Source organism: Pseudomonas sp. 43A, from assembly GCF_013363935.1.
GTDB lineage: Bacteria > Pseudomonadota > Gammaproteobacteria > Pseudomonadales > Pseudomonadaceae > Aquipseudomonas > Aquipseudomonas crudilactis.
In genome coordinates, this window is the sequence record NZ_CP054880.1 from 3217660 (window position 1) to 3241877 (window position 24218).

General features: G+C 61.1%; 24 protein-coding genes and 1 pseudogene. 10 read left to right on the forward strand and 15 right to left on the reverse strand.

Translation table 11 applies throughout. The features are described from left to right. Positions 1–89: 89 nt before the first annotated feature. Entirely contained in the window at positions 90–941 is an 852-nt protein-coding gene (locus HUW52_RS14160) for a CAP domain-containing protein (protein WP_175555681.1), read from the reverse strand. Between the two features lie 199 nt (positions 942–1140). On the opposite strand from HUW52_RS14160, the gene HUW52_RS14165 reads away from it, so the two are divergent. Further along, positions 1141–1761 (forward strand): cell wall hydrolase, encoded by a 621-nt coding sequence (locus HUW52_RS14165; protein ID WP_016985266.1) that lies wholly within the window; start codon positions 1141–1143, stop codon positions 1759–1761. On the opposite strand, the gene HUW52_RS14170 is transcribed toward HUW52_RS14165, so the two are convergent. Then, positions 1758–2645: a LysR family transcriptional regulator gene (locus HUW52_RS14170; protein WP_016985267.1), complete on the reverse strand. Its 888-nt coding sequence runs from the start codon at positions 2643–2645 to the stop codon at positions 1758–1760. The genes HUW52_RS14165 and HUW52_RS14170 overlap by 4 nt on opposite strands. A gap of 103 nt (positions 2646–2748) precedes the next feature. Here HUW52_RS14170 and HUW52_RS14175 point away from each other — a divergent pair, with 103 nt between their 5' ends. Further along, positions 2749–4161, forward strand: coding sequence for an MFS transporter (locus tag HUW52_RS14175; RefSeq protein WP_175553994.1), 1413 nt, complete (start codon positions 2749–2751; stop codon positions 4159–4161). 190 nt (positions 4162–4351) lie between these two features. Here HUW52_RS14175 and HUW52_RS14180 read toward each other — a convergent pair whose 3' ends face one another. The 4 genes from HUW52_RS14180 to HUW52_RS14195 all read right to left on the reverse strand — a co-directional run bounded on the left by HUW52_RS14180 (position 4352) and on the right by HUW52_RS14195 (position 7663). Beyond that, positions 4352–5755, reverse strand: coding sequence for a heavy metal sensor histidine kinase (locus HUW52_RS14180; protein WP_175553995.1), 1404 nt, complete (start codon positions 5753–5755; stop codon positions 4352–4354). Further along, entirely contained in the window at positions 5752–6423 is a 672-nt protein-coding gene (locus HUW52_RS14185) for a heavy metal response regulator transcription factor (protein ID WP_064119333.1), read from the reverse strand. Before HUW52_RS14185 ends, HUW52_RS14180 begins: the two co-directional genes overlap by 4 nt. A 9-nt stretch (positions 6424–6432) precedes the next feature. Beyond that, a complete protein-coding gene (locus HUW52_RS14190; protein WP_077572323.1) occupies positions 6433–6690 on the reverse strand; it encodes a DUF2790 domain-containing protein in 258 nt (85 codons plus the stop codon). A gap of 262 nt (positions 6691–6952) precedes the next feature. Beyond that, positions 6953–7663, reverse strand: coding sequence for a murein L,D-transpeptidase catalytic domain family protein (locus HUW52_RS14195; RefSeq protein ID WP_175553996.1), 711 nt, complete (start codon positions 7661–7663; stop codon positions 6953–6955). A 151-nt stretch (positions 7664–7814) separates the two neighbouring features. Here HUW52_RS14195 and HUW52_RS14200 point away from each other — a divergent pair, with 151 nt between their 5' ends. Continuing rightward, entirely contained in the window at positions 7815–9431 is a 1617-nt protein-coding gene (locus tag HUW52_RS14200; protein WP_175553997.1) for a murein L,D-transpeptidase, read from the forward strand. A 3-nt stretch (positions 9432–9434) separates the two neighbouring features. Here the strand turns inward: HUW52_RS14200 and HUW52_RS14205 are convergent, their stop codons facing one another. Beyond that, complete coding sequence (locus HUW52_RS14205; RefSeq protein ID WP_175553998.1) at positions 9435–9950, reverse strand: DoxX family protein; 516 nt, start codon at positions 9948–9950, stop codon at positions 9435–9437. Between the two features lie 383 nt (positions 9951–10333). Between HUW52_RS14205 and HUW52_RS14210 the strand changes: the two genes are divergently transcribed. The 3 genes and pseudogenes from HUW52_RS14210 (at position 10334) to HUW52_RS14220 (ending at position 13536) form a co-directional block, all read left to right on the forward strand. Continuing rightward, the gene (locus tag HUW52_RS14210) at positions 10334–11218 is read left to right on the forward strand and encodes a LysR substrate-binding domain-containing protein (RefSeq protein ID WP_175553999.1); all 885 of its coding nucleotides are present in this window, start codon (positions 10334–10336) and stop codon (positions 11216–11218) included. A 104-nt stretch (positions 11219–11322) separates the two neighbouring features. Then, on the forward strand, positions 11323–12438 hold the full coding sequence (gene aguA / locus HUW52_RS14215) for an agmatine deiminase (protein WP_016985536.1): 1116 nt from the start codon (positions 11323–11325) through the stop codon (positions 12436–12438). Between the two features lie 2 nt (positions 12439–12440). Continuing rightward, positions 12441–13536: pseudogene (locus HUW52_RS14220) on the forward strand (extracellular solute-binding protein). A gap of 347 nt (positions 13537–13883) precedes the next feature. Here HUW52_RS14220 and HUW52_RS14225 read toward each other — a convergent pair. The 3 genes from HUW52_RS14225 to HUW52_RS14235 are packed head-to-tail and all read right to left on the reverse strand — an operon-like array spanning position 13884 to position 16427. After that, positions 13884–14513, reverse strand: coding sequence for a DNA-3-methyladenine glycosylase (locus HUW52_RS14225; protein ID WP_175554000.1), 630 nt, complete (start codon positions 14511–14513; stop codon positions 13884–13886). A 1-nt stretch (position 14514) separates the two neighbouring features. Further along, on the reverse strand, positions 14515–15312 hold the full coding sequence (locus HUW52_RS14230; protein ID WP_016985533.1) for an isocitrate lyase/phosphoenolpyruvate mutase family protein: 798 nt from the start codon (positions 15310–15312) through the stop codon (positions 14515–14517). Positions 15313–15344: 32 nt separating this feature from the next. Next, positions 15345–16427 (reverse strand): bifunctional transcriptional activator/DNA repair enzyme AdaA, encoded by a 1083-nt coding sequence (locus tag HUW52_RS14235; RefSeq protein WP_016985532.1) that lies wholly within the window; start codon positions 16425–16427, stop codon positions 15345–15347. 108 nt (positions 16428–16535) lie between these two features. Between HUW52_RS14235 and HUW52_RS14240 the strand changes: the two genes are divergently transcribed. Next, positions 16536–16949 (forward strand): VOC family protein, encoded by a 414-nt coding sequence (locus HUW52_RS14240; protein WP_175554001.1) that lies wholly within the window; start codon positions 16536–16538, stop codon positions 16947–16949. On the opposite strand, the gene HUW52_RS14245 is transcribed toward HUW52_RS14240, so the two are convergent. Next, a complete protein-coding gene (locus tag HUW52_RS14245) occupies positions 16946–17566 on the reverse strand; it encodes a LysE family translocator (RefSeq protein ID WP_175554002.1) in 621 nt (206 codons plus the stop codon). The genes HUW52_RS14240 and HUW52_RS14245 overlap by 4 nt on opposite strands. A gap of 275 nt (positions 17567–17841) precedes the next feature. Here HUW52_RS14245 and HUW52_RS14250 point away from each other — a divergent pair, with 275 nt between their 5' ends. The 3 genes from HUW52_RS14250 (at position 17842) to HUW52_RS14260 (ending at position 21474) form a co-directional block, all read left to right on the forward strand. Further along, positions 17842–18456, forward strand: a complete 615-nt coding sequence (locus tag HUW52_RS14250; protein ID WP_016985530.1) for a biliverdin-producing heme oxygenase — start codon at positions 17842–17844, stop codon at positions 18454–18456. Then, a complete protein-coding gene (locus HUW52_RS14255) occupies positions 18453–20690 on the forward strand; it encodes an ATP-binding protein (RefSeq protein WP_175554003.1) in 2238 nt (745 codons plus the stop codon). Before HUW52_RS14250 ends, HUW52_RS14255 begins: the two co-directional genes overlap by 4 nt. A 196-nt stretch (positions 20691–20886) precedes the next feature. Continuing rightward, positions 20887–21474 carry a LysE family translocator gene (locus HUW52_RS14260; RefSeq protein ID WP_016982918.1) on the forward strand — a complete coding sequence of 196 codons (588 nt, stop codon included), beginning with the start codon at positions 20887–20889 and terminating at the stop codon, positions 21472–21474. 117 nt (positions 21475–21591) lie between these two features. On the opposite strand, the gene HUW52_RS14265 is transcribed toward HUW52_RS14260, so the two are convergent. The 4 genes from HUW52_RS14265 to HUW52_RS14280 form a co-directional block, all read right to left on the reverse strand. Then, positions 21592–21900, reverse strand: a complete 309-nt coding sequence (locus HUW52_RS14265) for an antibiotic biosynthesis monooxygenase (RefSeq protein WP_175554004.1) — start codon at positions 21898–21900, stop codon at positions 21592–21594. 21 nt (positions 21901–21921) lie between these two features. Next, positions 21922–22905 carry a zinc-dependent alcohol dehydrogenase family protein gene (locus tag HUW52_RS14270; RefSeq protein WP_175554005.1) on the reverse strand — a complete coding sequence of 328 codons (984 nt, stop codon included), beginning with the start codon at positions 22903–22905 and terminating at the stop codon, positions 21922–21924. Between the two features lie 61 nt (positions 22906–22966). Continuing rightward, entirely contained in the window at positions 22967–23269 is a 303-nt protein-coding gene (locus HUW52_RS14275) for a helix-turn-helix transcriptional regulator (protein ID WP_077572353.1), read from the reverse strand. Positions 23270–23363: 94 nt separating this feature from the next. Beyond that, the gene (locus tag HUW52_RS14280; RefSeq protein WP_175554006.1) at positions 23364–24197 is read right to left on the reverse strand and encodes an AraC family transcriptional regulator; all 834 of its coding nucleotides are present in this window, start codon (positions 24195–24197) and stop codon (positions 23364–23366) included. Positions 24198–24218 lie beyond the last annotated feature (21 nt).

Here is a 24218-nt window from a genome sequence, read left to right on the forward strand (position 1 = left end):
TCAGGTCAGACAACGTTGATGTTGAATGTACTGGCCTCTTCGCGAGCAAGCTCGCTCCCACAGGGGAGGGTGATGAACTTGAGAGTGGCTTACTGAGCGCCGAACATCGCGGTCCAGTAGATGCCGGCACTGCTTTTCGGGTCGGTCGCGTAGGCGGCGCCGAGTTCCTGATATTGCGGGTTCATCAGGTTGGCGCAGTGGCCGGGGCTGGCGAGCCAGCCTTCGACGACTTTGTGCACGGTGTCTTGCCCGGCGGCGATGTTTTCGCCGACCTGTTGGCCGCTGTAACCGGCGAGTTCCGCGCGATCGCCCGGGGTGCGGCCGTCGCGGTCCTTGTGGTCGAAGTAATTGTTGTTGGCCATGTCGCGGCTGTGATCCTGGGCGATCGTGCCCAGTGTTGCATTCCAGGCCAAGGGTGCGGCAGCGGCGAAAGCCTGACCACCACACTGACGCGCCTGGCTGCGAGCGGCGTTGAGTTCACTGAGCAATTTCTGCCCCTCACTTTGCGCATCGCCCAACTTGGCCGACAGCAGTGGCCGCGCCAGCACGATGCGCCAGTCACGGTCATCGCGGCTGACACCGACATCGACAAACTGCGGATCAAGCACTACCTGACAGAAACTCTCCTGAATCGCCTGCATCGCCGACGCCGCATCGCGCGGGCCGTTGAGGGTGATCGCCTGCACATTGACCATCGGGTAGCTGGCGCTGGCCATGGCTTGCTGCAGATCGACAGCACCGGTGGCGCGTAATCTCAGCCGTGGATCAGCTGACAGCGGTGGCAGTTCATTCGACGCCTGACTGCCGCAACGCTGCGGCTGGCTGCGGTAGCTGTTGATCGACTCGATCAATTGCGATTCATCGCCGGCCAGCGCCGGGATGGCAAACACAATGCCCACGGACAACGCGGCAAGACGCAAAACGGATGGCATGAAGCGCATGGAAATCTCCCTGGAGCTGAATGCGCCCATGATGCGCGAAACGACCCCGGTGAGTGCAATGTCTTTTTTCTTCATTCGGCCGGTTTTCTGCGCAACTTTGCCGATGGATTTGCCGTCTACACTCACCGAAGACCCCGCAAACCGGGTGTCTCCCCGACGTAACACCTTGCCCGCATCGGGCGCTGCCGGAAGAACACACATGGGATTGAAAGGCTGGGCGGGTTGTCTCGTATTCACCCTGTTGGCAGGCTCTGCATGGGCCACCGATCAGGCCCCGATCAAAGCGAAGGCTGAAGAAAAAGCCCAAGTGCTGGAAGAGAAAGCGGCGGACAAGGTCAGCGCCGCACCGGCACCGAAAGCTGAAGCCATCACCCCGACCGAAGTGCAAGCGGTCGACCCCGCCGGCGCGGCGCCGCTGGACGATCCGATCACTTGTCTGGCGCGCAGTATCTACTGGGAAGCCAAAGGCAAGGACACGCCGGAAATGGAAGCGGTGGCCAGTGTGGTGATGAATCGCCTCGGTCACGAAGGCTTTCCCGACACGGTGTGTGCTGTCGTCAAACAAGGTTCGGAAACCAGGAGCTGCCAGTTTTCCTGGTGGTGCGACGGCAAACCGGATCAGGTCAAGGAAGATGCCGAATACACGCTGGCCAAGGATATTGCCCGCAAAGCGCTGAACCGCCAACTCAAGGATCGCACCAACGGCGCGCTGTATTTCCACGACCGCAACGTGCATCCGAGCTGGGCCAAGGAGTACCGCAAGACTGCCGAAACCGGGAAATTCCTTTTCTACAAACCGGCCGGTGGCGACGCGCGTTAAGCGCAGACCTGCCGCACACAATCGCGCAACCACCGATGCGCCGGGTCGGCGTCCATGCGCGGGTGCCAGAGCATCGACACGCTGATGTCCGGCATCGTGAAGGGCAGGGCGAAACTGTGCAGGCCCGTGCGTAGTTTGCTGGTATGACGCTGCGGGACAGTGGCGATCAGCTCTGATTCGCGCACCAGCGTCAGTGCCGCCGAGAATCCACCGAACGAGGTGACGATGTCCCGCGTCAGGCCGAGCGCAAGTAACGCTTCATCCACCGGGCCGCTGCTGCGCCCGCGTCGTGAGATCAGAATGTGCTGGCCACCAGCGAAGCGTTTGCTCGTGACTTTCCCCGCGCTCAACGGATGCCCTTCACGCACCACACCAATCCACTGATCCTGAAACAGGATACGGCTGTGCAGCGTCGGGTCGGTGCTGTCATCGACCACGCCGGTTTCCAGATCGACGCGGCCTTCGCGTAGCGGCGTGCTGTCCTTATCGGCTTTCTGCACAAAGCGCAGGCGCACGCCGGGCGCTTCTTCGGCGATGCGCGCGAGCAGGGCGGCGGCAAAGGTTTCGACAAAGCCGTCGGTGTTGCGCAGGGTGAAGGTGCGTTGCAAGCGGCCGGGATCAAGCACTTCGGCAGGTCGTAAAACCGCCTCGGCGTCCTGCACCAGGTGACTGACCCGTTCGCGCAATTCCAGCGCGCGCGGCGTCGGCACCAGGCCACGACCTGCGCGCACCAGCAACGGATCACCTGTGGTTTCGCGCAAACGGGCGAGGGCGCGACTCATGGCCGACGGGCTCAGCCGCAGACATTTGGCGGCACGGGCGACGCTGCCCTCGCGCAGCAAGACGTCGAGGGTGATCAGCAGGTTCAGATCCGGTGCGGTCATGACATGGCGTTCCGTGCAGGTATTGAGTGCAAAGCATGCGTCTTGCGCCGTGTTTTGTCGAGGCTCACGCTATGGCAGATCACTTTTGCACTGCGAGCCTGCCATGCCCCGAGAACCCCTGAGCACTCCCGCCCGCTGGGCGCTGACCAGTCTGGCCTTGTCGATGTTGATGCCGTCACTGGACACCAGCATCGCCAACGCGGGTTTGCCGATATTGGCGACGGCATTTGATGCGACGTTTCAACAGGTGCAATGGATCGTGCTGGCTTACCTGCTGGCGATCACCACATTGATTGTCAGTGTCGGGCGTCTGGGCGATGGTTTTGGACGGCGGCGATTGCTGTTGATCGGGATTGGCATTTTCACCAGCGCCTCGTTGGCCTGCGCAATGGCACCGGGACTCGGTTGGCTGATCGGCGCACGGGCGGTGCAAGGTGTTGGCGCGGCGATCATGTTCGCCTTGACGGTGGCGCTGGTGGCCGATGCGGTGCCCAAGGCGCGGGCGGGCAGTGCGATGGGCTTGCTGGCGACGATGTCGGCGACGGGCACCAGTCTTGGGCCGTCGCTGGGCGGGCTGTTGATGACGCATGTTGGCTGGCAGGCGATTTTTCTGCTCAACGTGCCGTTGGGCTTGCTCAATGCGTGGCTGGTGTACCGCTATTTGCCGGCGGATCGGGCCGCCGGGCCGCGAGTCGCGTTCGATTATTCTGGCAGCGTGGTGCTGGTGTTGACGCTGGCGGCTTATGCGCTGGCAATGACCCTTGAAGGTTTCACCGTGCCGTTGCTGTTGGCCAGCCTGTGCGGCGCGGGGTTGTTCGTCATGATCGAGAAGAAGGCCAAGGCGCCGCTGATTCGTTTGTCACTGTTCGCTGACCGGCGATTGAGCAGTAGCCTGGCGCTGACGTTGTTGGTGACCACCGTGATGATGACCACGCTGGTGGTCGGTCCGTTTTACCTGAGCCGTGGGTTAGGCCTCAGCAGTGCCGTGGTTGGCCTGGCGTTATCGATCGGACCGTTGTTGTCTGCGTTTGGCGGTGTACCGGCGGGGCGTCTGGTGGATCGCTTCGGTGCGCGACGGATCGTGCCGGGAGCTTTGTTCTCCATGGCTTGCGGCTGCGCTTTGTTGGCGCTGTTGCCAATGAGTCTGGGGCTGCCTGGGTATCTGTTGCCGATTGCAGTGGTCGCCGTCGGCTATGCGCTGTTTCAGGCGGCGAACAACACCGGGTTGATGGCCGGAGTTCGTCAGGAGCAACGCGGTGTGGTTTCGGCGATGCTTGGATTGGCACGTAATCTGGGGTTGATCACCGGGGCGGCTGTGATGGGTGCAGTGTTTGCGCTGGCGGCGGGCGATCCGACGCAGGCGCCGGCAACATCGATTGCCAGCGGCTTGCACATCACTTTTGGCGTCGCGGTGGCATTGATGGCTATGGCTTTGATCACAAGCCGAGCGCAGTTCAACGGTGGGAGCGAGCCTGCTCGCGAAGAGGCCGGCACAGCCAATATCTCCGGTGACTGATACACCGCTTTCGCGAGCAGGCTCGCTCCCACAGGGGATCGGGTTGATCAGTAGATCTTCGGCCGAACCGAGATCAAATGTGGGAGCGAGCTTGCTCGCGAAGAGGCCGGCAATGCCAGCATCTCCGGTGACTGACACACCGCTTTCGCGAGCAAGCTCGCTCCCACAGGGGTTGTGGTGTGTTGGCGATTTATGTTGGTTGCCGGGCGGGGAAAAACAGTTCGAAGCAGGTGATGCCATCGGCACTGCTGACGCTATAGCGGCCCTGATGCAATTGCATGATGGTCGCGACAATCGACAGGCCCAGACCATTGGATTGCGCCGAACGCTCGCGGGACTGATCAACGCGGTAGAAGCGTTCGAACAGTCGCGCCAGATGTTCAGGGGCAATGGTCGCGCCTTGGTTGCGCACCCGCAGATAACTGCCGTCCGGCTCGGCAATCGCTTCCACCTGCACCTTCGAATCCGCCGCACCGTACTTGATTGCGTTGGCGCACAGGTTGGCCAGCGCGCGTCTTAACAACATCGGTTCAGCCCAGATCACGCCGCTGCCGCGTGCCTCGATGCACACGCCGACATCCGCCGCCAGCCCTTCAAAATAATCGGCAATGCGCTGCATCTCATCCGCCGCATCCAGCTCCTGGCGCTGACTCAAGGCACTGGCCGGATCGGTGCGCGCCAGAAACAGCATGTTGTCGAGCATCCGCGTCAGGCGCTCCAGTTCTTCGACGTTGGAGGCGAGCAATTGTTGATAGGCCTCAATGCTGCGGTTCTGCTGCAGCGCGACCTGGGTTTCGCCAAGCAGATTGTTGATCGGCGTGCGCAACTCGTGGGCCATGTCGGTGGACACCTGACTCAACTGTGCAAAGCCCTTGGCGAGGCGGTCGAGCATGGCATTGAACGCTTCAATCATCGGCTGTAATTCGCGCGGCGCACCGCTGCTGGCAAGGCGTTCACCAAGGTTGCCGACACCGATGCCGTGGGCGTGTTTCGCCAGTCGTCGCAACGGCAGCAGACCGCGATACACCAGCAGACAACCGACCACCGCCAGCAACAGCGCCGCCAGCGAGGCGAGGCCATAAACACTCAAGCGGTAATTGGCGAGCATCGCCGTGCGCTCGCTCATCAGGCGCCCGGTGGTGACCTGCAGATTGCCCAGTTCGCCGGAATCGATACTCGCCGCCACCGCCGAAAACGGCACACCGTCGACGCTCGGCAGATGCTGCACGTCTTTCAGAGTCATCGCCTGATCGATGGGCACCGCCGGCAACGTCGGTGTGTTCAGATTGCCCGGGTTGACTACCAGCAGCGGCGGTTGCCCCGGCGTGCCGATGGTCAACAGCGCTTCGCGGTTGCCGAGCATGTTCTGGAACAGCGCCGGTTTGTTCTTGATCAGCTCCAGGGTGTTGCTGTCGTTGAGGAAGCTGCGCAACTGATCGACGCGGCTGACCAGCGCAGTGTCATCGCGGCGGATCAGTTGCTCCTCCAGTTCGTTGTACAGCGCGGCCCCGAGACCAGCCAGTGAGGCGAAGGCGAGCAGGGCGAACACCAGCGCCAGACGCAGGGTCAGCGAATGCGGACGATGGGCACTCATGGCTGCGTATCGAAGCGGTAGCCGATGCCGCGCACGCTGTGGATCAGCTTGAGCTGGAACGGATCATCGATCTTCGCCCGCAAGCGGCGCACGGCGACATCGACCACATTGGTGTCGCTGTCGAAATTCATGTCCCAGACCCGCGAAGCAATCAGCGAACGGGCCAGCACTTGCCCGGTATGGCTGGCGAACAATTGCAGTAACGCGAACTCCTTGTTGGTCAAGGTGATGCGCACACCGGCGCGGCTCACGCGGCGTTTCAGCACGTCAATCTGCAGGTCGGCGACTTGCAGTTGTTCGTCTTCATGGATCGGCCCGCGTCGGGTCAGGGTGCGCAGGCGCGCCACCAGTTCGGCGAAGGAAAACGGCTTGATCAGGTAATCGTCGGCACCCAGTTCGAGGCCTTTGACGCGGTCAGCGATGTCATCGCGGGCGGTGAGGAACAGCACCGGCGTGTCAGCTTCCTTGCGCAACCGGCGCAGGACTTCCCAGCCATCCATCCTGGGCATCATCACATCGAGCACAATCACGTCGAAGCTGTGTTCCAGCGCCAGGTGCAGCCCGTCGGCGCCGTCGCGGGCGAGGCTGACGCTGTAACCCAGTTCCTGCAAACCGTTGAGCAGGTAATTACCGGCCTTGGGTTCGTCTTCGACAACCAGAATATTCATCGATCAGTCTCAATGGTCATTGATGCAGCCGCTGCCTTGTACGTCATAGTTCAGCACATGCTCGCGGCCCTGATGGTCGAGGTAATTCAATTGCGCCGGGACCACGCCACACGCTTGTGAAATATCGGTGCTGGACAGGACTTTGTCGACATCCAGATTGACGTAGAAGCCGGATTTGTCATGAATCACGGCGGTGTCGGGCATGTTCGCGGCGAACACGCTGCCGGTGGCGAGGAGGGCGGTGAAAGCGAGCAGGAGGGTTTTCATGGTCAGTCACTCAGTGGTCACAGTTGATCGGCATTGGCGCCGGGACAACTTCAGGCTACCGAGCGATCCGCACGGCAAACCGACAGCTGAATGACAAAGTTGTAATGAAACGGGGTGCGCGTATTTTGCGAATTCAACACGATCTCCTGTGGGAGCGAGCTTGCTCGCGAAAGCGTCAGCTCAGGCGACATCAATGTTGAATGTGCCGGCCTCTTCGCGAGCAAGCTCGCTCCCACAGGGAGTTGCGGTGCAGGTGAAATCTTTAGCTCGCGTGGGTATTGAGAATGCTCGCCACCTGCTGCGGCTGGCAGTTCAGGTACGGCGAAGACCTCAACCAGCGCTGATCCGGGTACCAGGAAAACATGAACTGGCCATTCTTCAACCGGTCGATCACCTGCTTGGCAATCTGTGGTCGAACCGCCGGGCAACCCTGGCTGCGGCCGATGCGCCCCTGTTTCTTGCTCCACAGCGGATTCACATAACTGGCCGCATGAATGACGATCGCACGATCACGAGCCATGTCATTGAAGCCCGGCTCCAGACCGTCCATGCGCAGCGAATAACCGTGGGTGCCGCTGTAGCTTTCCTGCGTGCGGAACAGGCCGAGGCTGGACTGGTAACTGCCTTCGACATTGGAAAACTGCGTGGCGAAGTTTTCCCCGGAATTGGAACCGTGGGCGACCAGATCGCGCAGCACCAACCTCTTTTTACTGAGGTCGAAAATCCACAGTCGGCGTTCGGTGGACGGTTGCGAATAGTCGATGATCGCCAGATGGCGGGACGGTTTCGCGCCGTTGTTGACCGCGCATTGCATGGCGTTCAAAGCACCTTTCAGCGCTTGGGGATTGAGTTCTGGCGCGGCGTGCGCGAGGCTGGTGTAGAGAACCGGCGATGGTTTGCCGGCGGCAAAAACTGGACTGGTCACGACGATAGCGGTGGCAGTCAGCAGAAGTCGGCGCAAAAACGTCAACATTTTATAAAGTGTCCTCACTTGCTACTTATTTGGCACTTTGGCTCCTGACTCCCAGTCAATACCCGCAAGCCCGTCGATCGAGCCTGACTCTCAAGCGCACCTGATGTAAGGTTGGCCATCATCTGGACGGCCATGGATTGGAGTAAAGCAGTTGTTCAAAAAGTACGCATGCTACTTGAGCATTTGTTTGCTCGCTGCGCCGTTTGTCGCTTGTGCCGATGAGCCGCTGCCGCCGCTGGAGACATTGCCGACGCCACCAGCCGAGATGCCGGTCGAGCCGCAAAGTCCGTTGCAAGCTGTGTTGATCAGTCTGGCGCAGTCATGCCCGGCGATTGCTGCACAGCTCAACGGCCCGGCGCTGACGCAACTGCAAGCCTTCTACCAGCAGCAGGACTGGATGCCGGTGTGGGCGAGTGAATCTGCGCGATTGCCGATGTTGCAGGCGCAATTGCAGTTGTTGGCCGATGATGGCCTCAATCCAAAACGCTATCCGATCGCGACCACGGCGCCGCAGGATGGCGAGTTGTGTGCCGACATCGACATCAGTCGCAACTATCTTCAGGCCCTGCAGGATTTGCACTACGGTCGCCTGCTGCAATCACACTTCGAACCGCTGTGGCATGCCGACGCCACCCCGCGCGACCGTCAGGCGGAATTGTTGGCCATCGCCGTACCGGGCATGCATGACATTCCCGCTGCGTTCGATCTGGCGCGGCCGCGTCTGGCGCAATATCAGGATCTGCGTCAGCTCTACGCGGCGCAACGGCTCAAAGCCTTGCCGCAATGGCAGTCGGTGGGCAGCGGGCCGCTGCTGCGCCCGGACATGGAAGACCAACGCGTGCCGGAACTGGCTCAGCGTCTGTACAGCGAAGGTTACCTGACCCACGTCATTGGCACGCCCGGCAACGCTTATGACGGCGTGCTGGTCGATGCGGTGAAGAGTTTTCAGGCCAATCATTCCTTGCAGGCCGACGGAGTGGTCGGGCCGGGGACGATTGCCGAACTCAACATCAGTCCGCTGACCCGCCGTGAACAACTGCGGGTCAACCTTGAACGTTTCCGCTGGATGGCCCAGGACATGGAACCCAATGGCCTGTTGGTCAACGTCGCCGCTGCCGAGCTGACGCTGTATCAGGGCGGTGTTCCGGTGTGGCAAACGCGCACTCAGGTCGGCCGTGCCGAACGGCAGACGCCGCTGCTCAAATCGCGAGTCACGCGCCTGACCCTGAACCCGACCTGGACCGTGCCGCCAACCATCTGGAAGGAAGACAAGCTGCCGGCAATCCGCAAGGACCAGACCTTCCTCAGCCGGCAGAACCTGCAAGTGCTCGACGCCAACGGTCAGCCGCTGGCGGCAGCGGATATCGATTGGGACAACCCCGGCAACATCATGCTGCGTCAGGATGCCGGGCCGCGTAATCCGTTGGGACAAATGGTCATCCGCTTCCCCAACCCGTTCTCGGTGTACCTGCACGACACGCCGAGCAAGGCGCTGTTCGAAAAAGGTCCACGCGCCTTCAGCTCCGGTTGCGTGCGCGTCGAGCACCCGATGCAGCTGCGCGATCTGCTGCTGACCCCTGCGGAAAAAGACCGTACCGACACCTTGCTCGCCACGGGTACGACTCATGAATTCCGCTTGTCGGCGCCGGTCGCGATCCTGATGACCTACTGGACCGCGCAGGTCGATAGCGCTGGCCATGTGCGCTATTCGCCGGACATCTACAGTCGCGACAGCGCGTTGCTGGTGGGGCTCGATCGAGCGCATTGAGCTTCAGCGAGCATGGCGGTGCCAGAACACCCGCGCCAGCCACGCATCGATGCTCAACTTGCCAGCGCCGGCGAACACCAGCGGGATCAGCGCCGCGAGGTAAATCGCCGGCAGCTTGAAGTTGCCAAAGCCTTTGTTGGTGATCGCATAACCCTGTGCCAGCTCGCTCAGCGACGACCAGTCGGCGGGCCAGTGCACCGCGGCGGTGGCGACGACGGTGACCACGATCAGCGAGATCGCCGAGATTCGTGTGCCGACACCGACCAGGATCGCCAGGGCGCAAATCAGCTCGGCCCACATCGACAGTTCCCAGTTCAGCGTTGCCGGCAGATGGTCGAACGGGAAGGGGAATCGGTCCTGAATGTCTTCGAACCAGTTCTGCCCGTTGAATTTCTCCAGCCCCGACTCGAAGAATTCCCAGGCGATGAACAGGCGCAGGGTCAGAGGGGCGAGCCAGGTGCCGGCGCGATCGAGGTTCAGGTGCAGGCCTTTGACGGCGGTGGAAAGGGTGGTGGTCATGATGCGTCTCCGGTGGATTGGGCAAGTTGAATCGACCGGGGTATTTCAGCGTCGGGGTGTATCGGGGATGTGTCGGCGGGGTGGCGGATTGTGCTTTTGGTGTGTCTGCGGCTTCGAGGTATACAGTGCGATACAGTCAAAAGCCCCTCACCCTAACCCTCTCCCCGAGGGAGAGGGGACTGACCGCGGGATATTGAAGAGGTACGCCGACGTGAGAGTTTACTTCTGAATCCATAATCGACTCAGTCTTTCAGGTCGATGGATGACGCCAGACACCTCGGTCGGCTCCCTCTACCTCTGGGAGAGGGCTGGGGTGAGGGCAACAGGGCTGGACGCAGACCCACAGCCCAGTCAGCATGACCCAAAAAAATGGACCCCCCCACATGCGACGACTCCCCTCACTGGCCGCCCTGCGCACCTTCGAATGCGCCGCCCGCCACGCGCATTTCGGCCGGGCAGCCGCCGAACTCTGTGTCACCGACAGCGCCGTCAGCCATCAGATCCGCCAGCTCGAAGAACAACTCGGCGTCTCGCTGTTCATCCGCGAAGGCCGACAAATCCGCCCGACAATCGCCGCCGGCCGCCTGATGCAAAGCCTGCAACAGGCCTTCGAACTGATCGGCGAGGCCTGCGATGAATTGCGCGATCCATCCTCGCTAGCCGTGCTCAGGCTGGCCGTCACCGCCGAACTCGCGCAGAAATGGTTGATGAGCCGCCTCACCGATTTCTATGCACGCTACCCGCACATCACCTTGCACCTCTACGAACAACCGATCGACGCCACGGGCCCCGGCGAAGACATTGATCTGGCCATCACCTACGGCACCGGCCCGGTGGACAGCAGCGCCTACTTCGTGCGGCCGCTGCCAGCCCTGCAGTTCTTCCCGGTATGCAGCCCCGGCCTGTTCAACCAAGGCACCTTGAAAACACCCAAAGATCTGGTTCGCCACTGCCTGCTGCACGACGATCAGGACGGCAAGACCTGGACCGCTTGGCTGACCAGCCACGCCGGTGATCTGCGCCCGCAGCGTCAGTTGTATTTCGCCCACGCCGGTCTGGCGCTGGAAGCGGCGGCGCAAGGGCAGGGCGTGGCCATGGGCGACAACCTCACCGCGCAGGAAGATCTGCAAAGTGGCCGGCTGGTGCGGCCCTTCGCCTCGAGCATGACCGCCCTTGGCCAATACGCGCTGGTCTGTGAACGGCTGCGGCTGGAGCGTCCGGCGGTGGCGCAGATGCTCGAATGGTTCAACGATCAACTGGCCGATTGATGAGTTGAATTCAACTGTTCCGCAATAATCATCGTTGGCGGGCGCATGGCCTGCGCCCTTAGCCTGTGGTCATTCCATTCCTATCGCGAAGACGAGGTTTGACCATGGCACGCTTGCTCGACTCCACCCCCAAACACGACGGCTTCCGTCTACCCGGCGAATTCGAAGCCAAGTCCGGCTGCTGGCTCGGCTGGCCGGAGCGCACCGATGTCTGGCGCAACGGCGCAAAGCCTGCGCAGAAAGTCTGGGTGCAGATCGTCACCGCCATCTCCCAAAGTGAACCGGTCACCGTCTGCGCATCGGCCGCGCAATTCGCCACGGCGCGTCGGCAGTTGCCGCCGCAAGTGCGCGTGGTCGAGATGACCTGCAACGACACCTGGTTCCGCGACAGTGGCCCGTGTTTTGTGGTTAACGACCAGAGCGGTGAAGTGCGTGGCGTCGACTTCGAATTCAACGCCTACGGTGGCCTCGACGGCGGGCTGTATTACCCGTGGGACAAGGACGATCAGATCGCCAGCAAGATCCTCGAGATCGAGCGTTTCGACCGCTACCGCGCACCATTGATTGCTGAACTCGGCGGTATCCAAAGCGACGGCCAGGGCAGCATTCTCACCACCGAACAATGCCTGCTCAACCGCAATCGCAACCAGCATCTGGGCAAGGACGAAGTGACCCGGCGTCTGACCGATTACCTCGGTGCCGAGCAAGTGATCTGGCTGCCACGCGGCTGCAAGTTCGACGAAACCGACGGCCATGTCGACGACCTCGCCTGTTTCGTGCGTCCCGGCGAAGTGGTGCTGCAATGGACCGACAACCGTGACGATCCGCAGTGGGAAATCTATCAGGAAGCCTACGACATCCTGCGCAGCACCCGCGACAGCCGTGGTCGTGAGCTGATCGTGCACAAATTGCCGCAACCGGACGTGCTCGAGTGGACGGCCGAGGAAGCCGAAGGCCTCGATCAGCAGGACAGCACCCACACCCGTCAGGCCGGCACGAAAATCTGCGCGTCGTACATCAACTACTACGCCGGCAACAGCTCGATCGTGGTGCCGCTGTTTGGTGATCGCAACGATCAAGTGGCGCTGGCGACGCTGGCCGAACTGTTCCCGCAGCACAAAATCGTCGGCATCGAAAACTCCCGGGAAATTCTCCTTGGCGGCGGCAACGTCGCGTGCATCACCATGCCGCAATACGCCGGCCTGAAAAAGGGAGCCTGAACATGCGCCTGCACCAACTGACTCAAGCGTTATTGCTGGTGCTTGCACCCTTGTGTGCAGGCCGCCGACAGCGCGAAACCGGTGGTTAATCTGTACATTTGGGGCGAGTACCTGGCGGCGGATACGCTGAAGAGTTTCGAGGCGAAGACTGGTATTCATGTGGTCGCTGATCACTTCGATTCGCTGGAAACTGTCGAGACCAAACTGCTCACCGGGCGCAGCGGTTACGACCTGGTGTTGACCGCCGGCCAGCATCTGTCGCGGGCCATCGAAAGCGGCGCGATCCAGCCGCTGGACAAGGCCCGAGTCCCGCACTTTGCCGGGGTTGGCGAGGAGTTTCGCCAGCACATGGCGGTTTTCGATCCAGGCAATCGTTACGCCGGGATTTACGCTTGGGGCACCACTGGCGTCGGCTATCAGGAGCAGGCGATCAAGCAGCGTTTGCCGGATGCGCCGACGGACAGTTGGGCGATGTTGTTCGATCCGGCGGTGGTGGCGAAATTCGCTGATTGCGGGGTGAGTCTGCTCAACGATCCCAACGAAGTATTCGCCGCTGTCATGAAGTACATGGGGCTGGATATAAACCGACAGAACCTCGATGACTTGAAACGCGCCGAGCAGCAACTGGCGAAGATCCGGCCGTACATTCGCTACTTTGACAATGACCTGAATATCAGCGATCTGGCCAACGGCAATACTTGCGTGGCGATGTCGTGGAACGGCAATGTGGCGATCGCGGCGGGGCAGGCGGAAGCGGCGCAGAAGCCGTTCAAGTTGAGTTACCGGATTCCGAAAGAGGGCACGTTGATCTGGTTCGATGCCATGGTCGTGCCCAAGGACGCGCCGCATCCGCAGGCGGGGTTGGCATTGATGGATTATTTGATGACGCCGGAGGTGATTGCGCCGATCACTGACACCATTCATTACGCCAACGCTATTACGGCGGCGGATGGTTTGGTGGACGCGTCGATTCGCAATGATCCGGGGACGTATCCGTCGGCCGACGTCAGGGCCACGCTGTACAGCAAGAATGACAATGGCAAGGCGTTCAATCGGGCGCTGATCCGGGCGTTCAGTCGGTTGAAGTCGGGGCTGTGAAAAGCAGACCCTCACCCCAGCCCTCTCCCGGAGGGAGAGGGGGCCGACCGAGGTGTCTTGCGTTATACATCGACCTGAAAAACCGGGTCGATTATGGATTTAAGTCTTGGCGATCATAAATTCAGAGGCGCTATTTCAGGTCGACGTAAATCTCCAATCTCCCCCAATCAGTACCCTCTCCCTCCGGGAGAGGGGGCCGACCGAGGTGTCTGGCGTTATACATCGACCTGAAAAACCGAGTCGATTATGGATCTAAGTCTTGGCGATCATGGATTCACAGACGCTATTTCAAGTCGGCGTAAATCTCCAATATCCCCCAATCAGTTCCCTCTCCCACTGGGAGAGGGCTAGGGTGAGGGCAGCGGTTTCGGCACCCGCCACAAATACCAAGCCGCCACCGTCCGATAAGGGCTCCACCCCAATCCGATCTCGACCATCTGCCTGCGCGTCGGCTGCACCTCCAGCCCCTTCAACCGCCGATACCCCTCACGCACACCAAAATCATCCGCCGGCAAAATATCCATGCGCTCCAGGCTGTAGATCAGCAACATCTCCACCGTCCAGCGACCCACCCCGCGCAAACTGACCAAACGCTCAATCAGCGCCTCGTCATCCATCGCCAACGCCATGGCGTAATCCGGCACCACGCCATCCAGCGTCGCCTGAGCAATCCCCTGAATCGTCGCAATCTTGCTCGCCGAAAACCCACAACCGCGCATGCGATCAAACTCCGTCGCCAGAATCTGCTCGGGACGCGGAAACGACTGCCCGGGAAACAACCCCACCAGCCGCCCGACAATCGCATCTCCGGCCTTGGCATGCAGTTGCTGATAAGCAATCGCCCGCACCAGCGATTCGTACGGATCACGCGCCGGATGCGGTTGATGCAGGCACGGGCCGATCGCTGCGATATGGCGCTGCCAGTGCGGATCGAGCGCGGCCAGAAACGCGCTGGCCGCCTGATAAGCGTCAGGCATGTTATTTCAGCAAGCCGTTGACTTCGCCATAGGTGAAGGCCTTGAGGTCATGGGTATCGAGTTTGCCGCTGGCCAGAAAGCTTTTCACCAGCCCGCCCATGGCGCCATAGAGGAATTCGGCGATGCCGGAACCCGCGCTCAAGCGGCGCACGCCCAGCGCTTGCAGCTCTTGCGGCGAAGGCAGGCAAGCAAAGCCAAGCACGTTGACTGGCAGCGCAGTACCCTTGCAGATGGCCTCGATTTCATAGGCCGACGTGGCGCCCGCCGCGAACAAACCATCGGCGCCGGCCGCTTGATACAGCGCCGCGCGGCGCAGGGTTTCGGCGACGCGATCTTCGGCCGGCACCAGGCTTTTCAGATAGACATCGGTGCGCGCATTGATGAACAACTGGACATCGCGTTTGCCGGCAACCTGTCGCGCCACTTCGATCTTGCGCGCGAGCAACTCCGGATCCGCAGAGCCGTCCTCGATATTGATCCCCACGGCACCCGCCGCGATCACCGCATCCAGCACCTCGGCCACGCGTCCGAGGTCATCGGAGTAACCGGCCTCGACGTCCACGGTCAACGGAATGCTGATCACTCGCGCGATCGATTCCACCGTCGACACCAGCCGTTCGAGGGGCAGGGCGTTACCGTCCGGATAACCGTGGGCCCAGGCCACCGCCGCACTGCTGGTGGCCACGGCTTTGCCGCCCAGATGCTCGACCAGTCGCGCGCCGGTGGCGTCGGCGACGTTGGTCAGAATCAACAGGCCTTGCTGGTGCAACTGGTGAAACTGCGTAGCGAGCGCGTTCATCAAAAATCCTTCTTGTCAGTTGATGGGGTTGGTCAGAATGCCAATTGTTGGGTGAGTTGCACGGCGGCGTTTTCCAGCCGTAGCAGAAACGCCTTGCGCGGCTGCCCACCACCATAGCCGGTCAGCGAGCCGTCTGCGCCGATCACCCGATGGCAGGGCACCACGATCGACAGCCGATTGTGTCCGTTGGCCAGACCGACCGCACGACTGGCGCCAGGTTTGCCCAAACCGGCGGCGATGGCGCCGTATGTACTGGTGTGGCCGTAGGGGATTTGCAGCAACGCTGACCAGACCTGCCGGGCAAACTCGCTGCCGGGCAAGTGCAGCGGCACGCTGAACTCGCTGAGTTTGCCGGCGAAATACGCCGTCAATTGCTGCTCGATCTGCTGCAAATGCGCGTTGTGCCCCGGCGCGACTGCGTAGCCGTAGCGGTTTTGCAGCTCCTCGACTTCGCGGGTCAGCGCCGGGCGATCGAGAAACTCCAGCAATACCAGCCCACGGCGCTCGGCCATGGCGATCATCGGCCCCAGCGGTGTGGTCAACCGGGTGAACAGCAGCGGTTCACTCTGCGCGACGCGGCCGGGGGTGATGTGAAAAGACTTCTGAAAGGCATCGCGAAACCCGCTGAGCGACTCATAACCCGAATCAAACGCGGCGTGATCAATCGAGGTGCCTTGCTTGATCCCGCCCAGCGCCATGCCCAGCCGGCGCGTGCGCAACCAGGCGTGGAAGGTCATGCCGAAATGTTGCTTGAACCAGCGCCGCAGCTTCAGCGGCTCGATACCTTCGGCGAGCAGTTGCGCATCGCTCCAGCGCAGCTCCGGGTCGGTCTCCACGGCTTTGAGCAAACGCTGCACCCAGTCCGGCGCAATGGCGGCGGCGTCCAGCGGTTTGCAGCGCAGGCAGGCGCGATATCCGGCCGACAGGCATTCGTCGGCATGGGCGAAAAACTCGACGTTCTCCGGTTTCGGCTTGCGCGCCGTGCAGCTGGGGCGGCAGAAGATCCCGGTGGTTTTCACGGCCGTGAAGAACACGCCTTCATAGGCAGTGTCGCGTTCGAGCATGGCGCGAACCATCTCGGCGTGGGGCGGCAGGACAGCGGTTTGTATGTTCATGGGCTGAGAGTAAAACCAGTTTGTCGATGGCTCCACCGAAAAATCGACAGTGAATTTTCTCGATTCTGCACCACAATGACCGGGTCGCTGAATGTGAGGAACCAACCCATGCATCCCTTCACGATCCAACATATCGATCACATCGTCCTGCGCGTCGCCGATCTGCAACGCAGCATCGAATTCTACGGCCGGGTCTTCGGCGCCGAAGTGGTCAAGCGCAACGAACCGCTGGGCCTGATACACCTGCGCGCCGGCACTTCGATGATCGACCTCGTCGACCTGCAAGGCGAACTCGGCCGCAAGGGCGGCGGGGCGGCCGGGGCCGAGCGGCGTAACGTCGATCACTTCTGCCTGCGCATCGAACCGTTCGATGAAGCAGCGCTGATTGCACATCTGCAAACGTTCGGCCTGAGCGTGGCAAAAGCCGAGTCACGCTTCGGCGCCGAGGGCAAAGGCTTGTCACTGTATTGCTTCGACCCGGACGGCAATCAGGTCGAACTCAAAGGCCCGTCGGAGGCTTAAGCGCGCTTCGCCAGCAACAGCACCGAAGCCGCCGCCGAGAGCAGGCCTGCGCAGCAACGATTGAAAATCCGCTTGCCGCGCGGCTCGGCGAACCAACGACGCATGTGCAGGCCCATCCACGCGTAGGCGCTGATGGCGATCCACTCCAGCAGCAGAAACAGCACGCCCAGCACCGCAAATTGCGCAGGCACCGGGCGCGCCGGGTCGACGAACTGCGGCAGAAACGCGGTAAACAACAGGATTGCCTTCGGATTGCCCGCCGCCACCAGAAACTCCTGCCGCGCCAACGCGAAGAAGCCAACGCTCGCGCCCGTTACCAGCTGCTCGGCCTCAGGATTGGCCCGCCACAACTGCCAGGCCAGATACAGCAGATACGCCGCGCCAATGATCTTGATCGCATGGAACAGCCATTCCGAGGTCTGCAGCACCACCGACAAACCCGCGCCGGCCAGCGCAATCATCCCGGCGAACGCCAGAATCCGTCCGATACCGGCGGTGCAGGCGCGGCGAAAGCCATAACGCGTGGCGTTGCTGACCGACAGCAGATTGTTCGGTCCGGGGGCCATGTTCAGGGCGAAACAGGCCGGAAGAAACAGGATGAGCGTGGCGAGATCCATGGCGGCACTCCAGTAACGAGAGCGATATTTTTATCACAGCCCCAACGCGCTCAGACCCATACAGTCACGCAGCGCTGTCGCGGTACAGCGCCCGGCGCTGTTGGGCATCGCGGTCGAACTTTTTGCAGATGCCTTCACTCTGAATCAATCAGAGGTTGATGGTTTCGGCAGAAAAAGCTATCCATCCGGTCAGAAACGGCGATAGCCGTGTAAAATTTCGCCGGCGTTGTACCCACCCCGTTTGGCCCCAGGCGGCCCCACCAAGAGCGATCTACATGCAAGCAAAGGCCCGTGAAGTTTATGTGCCACCGGTGCTGCAAGATCTGCGAGCCGGCACTGCCGAACTGCACATCGCACTGGAAAAACGCCTTCCTTTTTTCTCCGATGCTCTCGATACGCAGGCTTTTGTGCGGCTGATGCAGGCTTATTACGGCTTCTATCTGCCGCTGGAAAACGCCTTGCTACGCAGCGATGCAATTCCTGCCGATTTTGAACTGACGCCTCGTCTCAAAACGCCAACCCTGCGCGCCGACCTGCTAGCCCTGGGCGTATCTGCCGCAGCGCTGCAAAGCCTGCCGCAGTGCGAGCAGTTGCCGCTCATCGACTCAAGCGCTGCCTGCCTTGGCGTGCTCTACGTCCTCGAAGGCGCGACGCTCGGCGGGCAGATTCTGCGCCGCGAAATCTCTTCACGATTAGGCCTGGAAGCCAATAACGGCGCGGCCTTTCTCGATATCTACGGCGCCGCCACGGGTCGGCGCTGGCGTGACTTCATCGAATACCTCGGCAGTCGACCAATGAGCGCCGCCGAGCGCGCCGCTGTCGTCACCGCCGCACAAACCACATTCAGCTGTTTCGAGCGCTGGCTCGAAAGCCGGGAGGTACTGGCATGACTCCGCAAGACAAACAAGACTTTGAAGAACTGCTGGCCAACTGTGCCGACGAACCGATTCGTTTCCCCGGTGCGATCCAGCCCCACGGATTGTTGCTGACCCTGAGTGAGCCTGAACTGGCGATCATTCAGGTCAGCGCCAACGTCGAACCTCTGCTGGCCCGGGAGCCGCAGAGCCTGATCGGCGAGCCGCTGGAAAGCCTGATCGGCGACGCCGAAGCGGTACAAGTGCGCGAAGCCTTGCTGCAACCGTCGCTGTCAGACTTGCAGCCGCTGCGCTTCAAGCTCAACGGCACCGCGTTCGAGGGCCTGCTGCATCGGCATCAGGGCGTGCTGATTCTGGAGCTGGAAATCCACGTCGAAAACTTCCAACCACGCAACGTCGCCGGCAACCAGACCCATCTGGGGCGCATGCTCCAGCGTCTGCAAGCGGCCACCACGTTACAGGCGCTGTACGACATCAGCGTCAAGGAAATCCAGGCCATGACCGGTTACGACCGGGTGCTGATCTATCGTTTCGAGGAGGAGGGCCACGGTCAGGTCATCGCCGAGGCCTCTGACCCGTCGATGGAAGTGTTCAATGGCCTGTTTTTCCCGGCCTCGGATATTCCCGAACAGGCGCGCGAGCTGTATCGCACCAACTGGCTGCGGATCATCCCCAATGCCGACTACCAACCGGTGCCGCTGTTGCCGAAGTTGCGCCCGGACACCGACACGCCGCTGGACCTGAGTTTCGCCACGCTGCGCAGCGTGTCGCCGATCCACTGCCAGTACATGAAGAACATGGGCGTGCTGTCCTCGATGAGCATTTCCCTGCTCAAGGGCGACAAGCTCTGGGGCTTGATCAGCTGCGGCAATCGCCAGCCGTTGCACGTGCCGCACGAATTGCGCGCGGCGTGTCAGACCATCGGCCAAGTGCTGTCGCTGCAGATCAGCGCCATGGAAGCGTTGGAGATCAGCCGTCAGCGTGAGGAAAAAGTCGAGGCGTTGGCGTTGCTCAATCAAGCGATGATCGACTCGCCGCAAAATGTCTTCGACGGTCTGGCCAATCAGCCGCAAACCCTGATGGCTCTGACCAATGCCGGCGGTATCGCGATCATTGAAGACAAACAACTGCATCGCTTCGGCAACTGCCCGGAACCGGAAGAGATCCGAGCTTTGCACAGATGGCTGCAGGAACGCGGCGAGGCGGTTTTCACCAGTCATAACCTGGTCAGCGTCTACCCGCCGGCCGCGCAGTATCAGCCAGTGGCCAGCGGCGTGCTCGCCATGAGCCTGCCGAAACCGGTGGACAACGGCGTGTTCTGGTTCCGGCCCGAGGTCAAGGAAAACATCAACTGGAGCGGCGATCCGCGCAAGCCGCTGGACCTGGAAAACTCCGACGCCGGCCTGCGTTTGCGCCCGCGCACCTCGTTCGAAATCTGGAAAGTCGAGATGGCCGGGATCTCTACCAAGTGGAGCCACGGTGATTTGTTCGCCGCCAATGATCTGCGCCGTTCGGCACTGGAAAACGATCTGGCCCGGCAAGTACACCGTGAACAGGAAGCGGTGCGCGCCCGCGATGAGCTGGTGGCGGTGGTGTCGCACGATCTGCGTAACCCGATGACCGTGATCTCGATGCTCTGCGGCATGATGCAGAAGGCTTTCAGCTCGGACGGCCCGCACACTTCGCGGCGGATTTCCACGGCCATCGACACCATGCAACAGGCTGCCGGACGCATGAATACGCTGCTGGAGGATTTGCTCGATACCTCGAAAATCGATGCCGGGCGCTACTCCATCACCCCGCAAAAACTCGACGTCGGGCAGATGTTCGAAGAAGCGCAGGCACTGCTTGCGCCGCTGGCGCTGGACAAGGACATCAGCATTTCCTTTGCCGCCGATCCTGATCTGCGCATCCACGCCGACCCTGAGCGGCTGTTCCAGGTGCTGTCCAATCTGGTCGGCAACGCGATCAAATTCACTCCGCGACTGGGCAGGGTGGGCGTGCATGCGACGTCGGTCGGCGATGACATTGTCTTCACCGTGCGCGACAGCGGCGAGGGCATTCCCAAGGAGCACCTGCCGCACGTGTTCGATCGTTACTGGACGGTGAAAGAGGGCAATCCGACCGGTACGGGCCTGGGTTTGTACATCACCCAAGGCATCGTCGAAGCCCATGGCGGGCGGATCTTCGCCGAGAGCGAGCTGGGGCAGGGCAGCGAGTTCCGCTTCACCGTGCCGCGCCTGGACTGAACACAGCTTTTATGTGGGAGCGAGCTTGCTCGCGAAAGCGGTGGGCCATTCAAAGTCGCGTTGACTGAACTGACGCATTCGCGAGCAGGCTCGCTCCCACAAGGGATATGTGTGGTCAGGGGCATTTTCTTCAATACCGAGGACCGGGTGCTCGCTACCGTGAGCACCTTGTTCCTCGATTTGAAGCAGGTGTGCGATGAGTCTGATTGTTTCCATGGCGGCGTTTGCGCTGGCGGCGTCGATCACGCCGGGGCCGGTGAACATTGTGGCGCTGAGTTCCGGGGCGCAGTTCGGTTTTCGCGCCAGTCAGCGGCATGTCGCCGGGGCCACGTTAGGATTTGTGTTGCTGCTGGTGCTGATGGGGCTGGGCCTGCACGAGGTGCTGAAACTCTGGCCGTTCATGACCCGGGTGGTGCAACTGGCTGGTGTCGCGTTTCTGCTGTTCATGGCGTGGAAACTGGCCATGGATGACGGGCAGTTGAATGCCGGAGATTCAGGACGGGCGCCGTCGATGCTGTACGGCGCGGTGATGCAGTGGCTCAACCCGAAAGCCTGGCTGGCCTGCGTCGCAGGGATGGGCGCATTTGTCGCCGATGGCGAGGCGCGGCTGGTCTGGCAGTTTGCGGCGGTGTATCTGGTGATCTGTTATCTGTCGGTGGGCTGCTGGGTGTATGCCGGGACGTTCTTGCGCGGGTATCTGAGCAATGCGGCGGGGATGCGCTGGTTCAATCGGAGCATGGCGGGGTTGTTGGCACTGAGCGCAATCTACTTGTTGTTCACTTGACCCTGTGGGAGCGAGCTTGCTCGCGAAAGCGGTGTGTCAGTCAATGGATGTGCTGACTGTTCCACCGCATTCGCGAGCAAGCTCGCTCCCACATTGATCGGGCGTCACTGCCGCAGATTAGTCGAACGGCTGCTGAAAAGCGCCACCCTCAATGTGATAAACCTTCGGCTCTTCGGCAAAATATTCCTCCAGCCTCAGCATGAACAGCCGATGGTCCTCACTCGCTTCAAACCCCGGCGTGTGATCCTCAAGTGATTGCCAGCGCACGATCAGATTGAAAACCTCGGGCGTCTCGATGCCTTGTGCGAGCAGGTGTCCGCCGTAACCCTGTGCGCGCATGAGCAGTGGCTCGACCTCGGCAAATGCCTGCCGGAAGGCTTCGGTTTTCCCTGTGTGAACAGGCAGTAAAGCGATTTCATAAATCATGGTGTTCTCCTTGCACTGGGTTCAGCGATTGGCGAGTTCGGGTGACGGCGCGACGGCAATCGCGATCTTCCCTTGGACGCCGTTGTTGGGCGTTTCCAGCAAGGCATGGGCGAGGCCGATGTCGGCCAGCGGATAGACCGCGCCAACGTGCGGGCGCAACTGACCGTTGGCGATCAACGCGCTCAACTCATCGAGCTTGCCGCGATTCTGTCGAGTGAACACGAAGTGGTAGCTGGCGTTCTTGCCCCAGGCCTGAATCAGGTTTTGTGGCCGGGCAAGGTCGACAATCGACACCACGCGGCCAAGCTGTGCGAGCGCGTCGGGACTGCGCGACAGGGTGTCGCCGCCGATGGTGTCGAACACCACGTCGACACCGCGGCCATCGGTTTCCCGCAGAATCGCATCAACGTAATCCTCCTTTTCGTAGTCGATCAGCACATCGGCACCCATGCGCCGTGCGAACTCGAAATTGCCTTCGCGAACGGTGGTGAAGACCTTCGCACCAATGGCTTTGGCCAACTGGATCGCCACATGGCCGACACCGCCTGCGCCGCCGTGGATCAGGATGCTTTCGCCGACTCTGAGCGCGGCTCGCACGACCAGCGCTTCCCACGCCGTTCCGCCAACCAGACTCAGGCTCGCCGCTTCAAGATGGCTCAGTGCGGACGGCTTCTTGCCGATAATGTTTTCGGCCGCGACGTGGTACTCGGCATAACTGCCTGGCCCGCCGAAAATCTGCGGGGTGTACCAGACTTCGTCACCCGGCACGAACGCCGTCACACCCGGCCCGACGGCTTCGACAACGCCGGAGACGTCGTGCCCGGTAATGGCGGGGAGGGGCACCAGATCGGCATAGTCGCCACGGCGAACCTGATAATCCAGCGGATTGATGGAGGTGGCGTGCACCCGTACCAGGACTTCTCCGGCTTGTGGCACAGGCTTGGGTACGTCGCACAGTTCGAACGATTGCGCGCCGCCAAATGATGTAAGGATCATCGCTTTCATGGCATTTCCTCGTTTCGGTAAAAAGGGATATCGGGAATTCTAGATATATTGGGGCAAAAAATTACAGCTCGCTGCCGATGATCTCGGCCAGCGCGCTGATCGCTGCTTCGTTGCGTTTGTAATAGGTCCATTGGCCGATGCGCCTGACTTCCACCAGGCCGGCGCGTTGCAGCGTCGCCAGATAATCAGACACCGTCGACTGCGACAGCCCGACGCCTTCCTGAATACTGCTGACGCAAACGCCCACCGTGTGCACGTCACCCTCATCCTGGGGAGGAAAGTGTTTCTCGGGATCCTTCAGGCCTTTGAGGATTTCCAGGCGTGTACGGTTCGAGAGGGCTTTGAAGATTTCGAGTAGTTCCATGTCGCGACGATATCGGAATTTACCGATATGTCAATATCTGAATGTGTTGGCCAGAGTTTTGTCATCTGACCCTGTGGGAGTTTCAGATGAGGTGTCAGCCGCGATACTGGCCGGGCGTTGCCGCCAGATGCTGCTTGAACGCCCGCTGAAAATGCGCCTGATCGGCAAACCCTGCCTCAAGCGCCACATCCGCAATCAACTGCCCGCTGCGCAAACGCTCGCGGGCAAACTGGATGCGCTGGTTGACCAGAAACGCGTGGGGCGTCATGCCGTAATGCTGTTTGAAGGCGCGGATCAGGTATGACGGTGACAGCTGCGCCGCCGCGCAGATGTCGTCGAGGTTCAGCAGCTCGGTGCAGTGCTCGCGGATGAAGTCAGCCGCGCGTTCAAGTTTGAAATTCGGTTCGCGCAGCGACGGCCCGGCAGGGTTGAGGTGCAGTTGCAGGTCGCTGAAGAATTCCACTGCCGCGCTTTGTTTACGCAAGACATCCTGTTGCTCGTCGACCAATACCTCGTAAAGCGCGATCAGGTCGCGAAACAATCCTGCGTCCTGCAGATGCGTGTCGGAAAACCGCCGAAACTCGAGTTCGGCACTGAACCCCAACTGATGCTGCAAATCCGTCAGCCAAGGCGTTTCGACATACAGCATCACATACGACCAGGGCAGGTCATCGATCGGATTGCACGCATGCACATCGCCGGGGTTCATCAGCACCACGGTGCCCGCCGCGACCTCGAACTGCGCCTGCTCATGCACATACGTGCTGCGCCCGGCGGTGATTGCGCCAATGGAAAAGTGCGCGTGGGAGTGCCGCGCGTAGCAGACTTCACGACCATCGGCGATGGCCCGCGCTTCAATGAATGGCAGCGCCGCGTCGCGCCAGAAACGCGGGGCTTTTTCAGGGTTTTTGGCGGCAACGTGTTTCATTGTTGTTATTCCCGGCAGGCC